This window comes from Dysgonomonas sp. ZJ709, assembly GCF_011039195.1.
Lineage (GTDB): Bacteria > Bacteroidota > Bacteroidia > Bacteroidales > Dysgonomonadaceae > Dysgonomonas.
The window spans coordinates 1-2,633 of sequence record NZ_JAAKEM010000067.1 but is presented as its reverse complement, the minus strand read 5'-3'; the positions used below and the strand labels follow the sequence as shown (position 1 = coordinate 2,633).

At 42.3% G+C, this 2,633-nt stretch carries 2 protein-coding genes; both read right to left on the bottom strand.

All coding sequences use genetic code 11. The features are described from left to right. Positions 1–51: 51 nt before the first annotated feature. Positions 52–855, bottom strand: coding sequence for an IS21-like element helper ATPase IstB (gene istB, locus G7Y56_RS18330; RefSeq protein ID WP_304487075.1), 804 nt, complete (start codon positions 853–855; stop codon positions 52–54). A gap of 9 nt (positions 856–864) precedes the next feature. Next, on the bottom strand, positions 865–2,466 hold the full coding sequence (gene istA, locus G7Y56_RS18325) for an IS21 family transposase (protein ID WP_255491510.1): 1,602 nt from the start codon (positions 2,464–2,466) through the stop codon (positions 865–867). Positions 2,467–2,633 lie beyond the last annotated feature (167 nt).

Sequence of the window (2,633 nt, the reverse complement as noted above, 5' to 3'; positions counted from 1 at the left end):
TAATTGAAAAGTATACCACTAAGTGTCTCGGATGAGATTGGCTAAAGATATTTATTCTTCATCAGGTTGTAACATTTTTTTAGTTTCTTTAACTCTGTACGACTGTCCATTCATGTTGATAAGGTATGCTTTATGGGTTAGCCTGTCTACCATAGCCGCCACGAGTACTTTATCCTTTACTATTTCGCCCCACCTGTCAAAAGCGAGATTTGTAGTAATGATTGTTGATTTCTTTCCTGCTCTCAGGGATAGGTGGTTAAAGAGTAATTCGCCTCCTTCTTTGTCACACGATACATATCCAAACTCGTCACAGATGACCATATCATAGTTTTGGAAGCGTAATTCAAGCAGTCTGAGACTCTTTTGCGACCTACATTCCCTGATTTGCGTAAGCAGCCTGGGAACAGAAGTAAAAAAGACAGTATAGCCCTCCAGACAGGCTTTAATACCCAGTCCAATTGACATATGTGTTTTACCGGTTCCGGGATTACCGCAAAATACGATATTGCGTCCTTCCTTAATAAATTGTAAGGTTTCCAACTCAGGCAGTGCTGTTTGTGCATCTTTAGGCAGCTCTTGCCTTACCAGTTCCTGAAGGTACTTTAGTTCGGGGAATCCGGCTATCCTGATACGCTGTTTACGGCGAGCCTCGATACGCATGTCCATTTCCTTGGTTAACAGTTGACATATCAATGCCCGGTACGACCAGTTCTCATCAGTTGCCTGAGTAATAAAGTCATCGAGCTCATCCCGCAGGACAGTTAGCTTAAGCTCTTTGGCATAGTTAAAAACTTTTTCTTTTTCGTTCAGATTTTCCATTTGCATACTGTTTATATTAAATACTTCCTGTCTCATAACTGATTATTAGTTTTTGGTAATGATTTTTATATTGTTTTCTGTGTCCATGATGCGTGAGAGATCCATCAATATCTTCATGGCTCCCTCTTCGATCAGAGCAGATCCATTTTTATGGCTGTCATCCAAATAGAGAGGTTCATTCGATATTCCTTGCGGTTCGTTATTGGCATACATCATGGCCTTGATCTGGTCTGCCGATATACTTCTCAGGCCTCGTTCCTTCAATGAACTGTACGCTTCTATTATATCATTATCGCTAAAATTGTTATCCCTGGCATACTGTAAAAGGAAGACAAAATCCCTGGCCTTGTCTGTAAAATGTTTATTGAACAAAGCCTGTATTTTTACCGGCATTTGTTTTAATGCCAGAGACGTGTTTAATGCTCCCGGTTTTCGCAACAGGGTATTTAGATAATGCTCCAGTTTGATGGACCACCCTTTCTCTCTGGAGTAAATCCGTTCATGTACGGCTACTTTGTCATTGCCAAAAAGGACAACCAGTTTCTCGGAGTACATCTTAACGGTAACCATTTTGCCTACCAGTGTATCGGGAACCGAGTAGTGGGAGCAGTTCATACAGATGGTGGACCACTTGTCTACCTTGTACTCAGCCATCTGGAAGCATCCCATCTCATTGGTAAAAGGTTTTAATGCAGCAAGGTCTGCTGCCAGTTCCTCCACTTTATTGATAGTCGAGGGGCTGCCACTGCGCGAGTTAATCTTCTCACATATACTCAGTAAGTGGCATTGAGCATCTGCCAGAGAGGTATAATGAAGATTAAAACTGAAAGCTTTACGCCTGACATACTCTACTGAACGCTCTACATGCCCTTTTTCCCAGCCGGCACGGGCATTACAGAAGCGGTAATGGTAACGGTAGAAGTTACTCATGCGAAGCAGGGTTTGTGTAGGTTCTTTCTCTTGTCCTGCAAACTTTCTGATGGCCACACGCATATTGTCATAAACCATAATGCAGGGGACACCTTTTACTTGGGCGAAGAAGTTACGATGAGACTCCATGAAGGCTAACTGGTCCTGGTGATGGAACAGCCAGGCATAACGCCCGTTACTATGGCTCAGGGTAAAGACGGCCAGTTGAAGACGGTGAAGTTTGCCTTTTAAGTAAAGCTTGACTTCACCCCAGTCAAACTCACAGGATTCTCCCGGTGGGTAATAGCCACGGATAAAAGTATCCCGGGATTTATCCTCTTTCCCCGCGGTGGCAACAGAAGCGATGTACTTACAAACCGCTGTGTAGCTGACCTGGAAACCTTTGTCTATTAACAGTTCGTAGATGTCTTTACCCCGCATGCACTGTTTCTTCAGCCCCATAGCACGCTTACGGGTGTTCTTGTCTAAACAATCGTCTATTAAATCTTTCAGGCTACCGGTAATAACACGGCGAGCTCGTTTGGAACTATCATAGCGTGATTGAATAGTTAGTATCGATTCCAGAGAGGCTTCCGGATCCGCACAGGATAAAGATGCTTCATACTCACAAATGATTTTATGAACGGTCTTACGGCTGATATCCAATTCTCTGGCTATAGCCCGTTTACTGTACCCCACCGTACGGTACATATGTATAATTGTTTGTTTTTCCACCATTGTTATCATTTTACCCTCTGTGTTAGTGTTTCATACACAAAGGAATTTATAATGTTAATATTTGTTAGTAAAATGCAGGGCTTTATTAGAAGCTCTAGCGGATTTTACTTAACCGGTGGTATACTTTTCAATTATTTTAGTGGACTACTTTTCAATTATATTATACA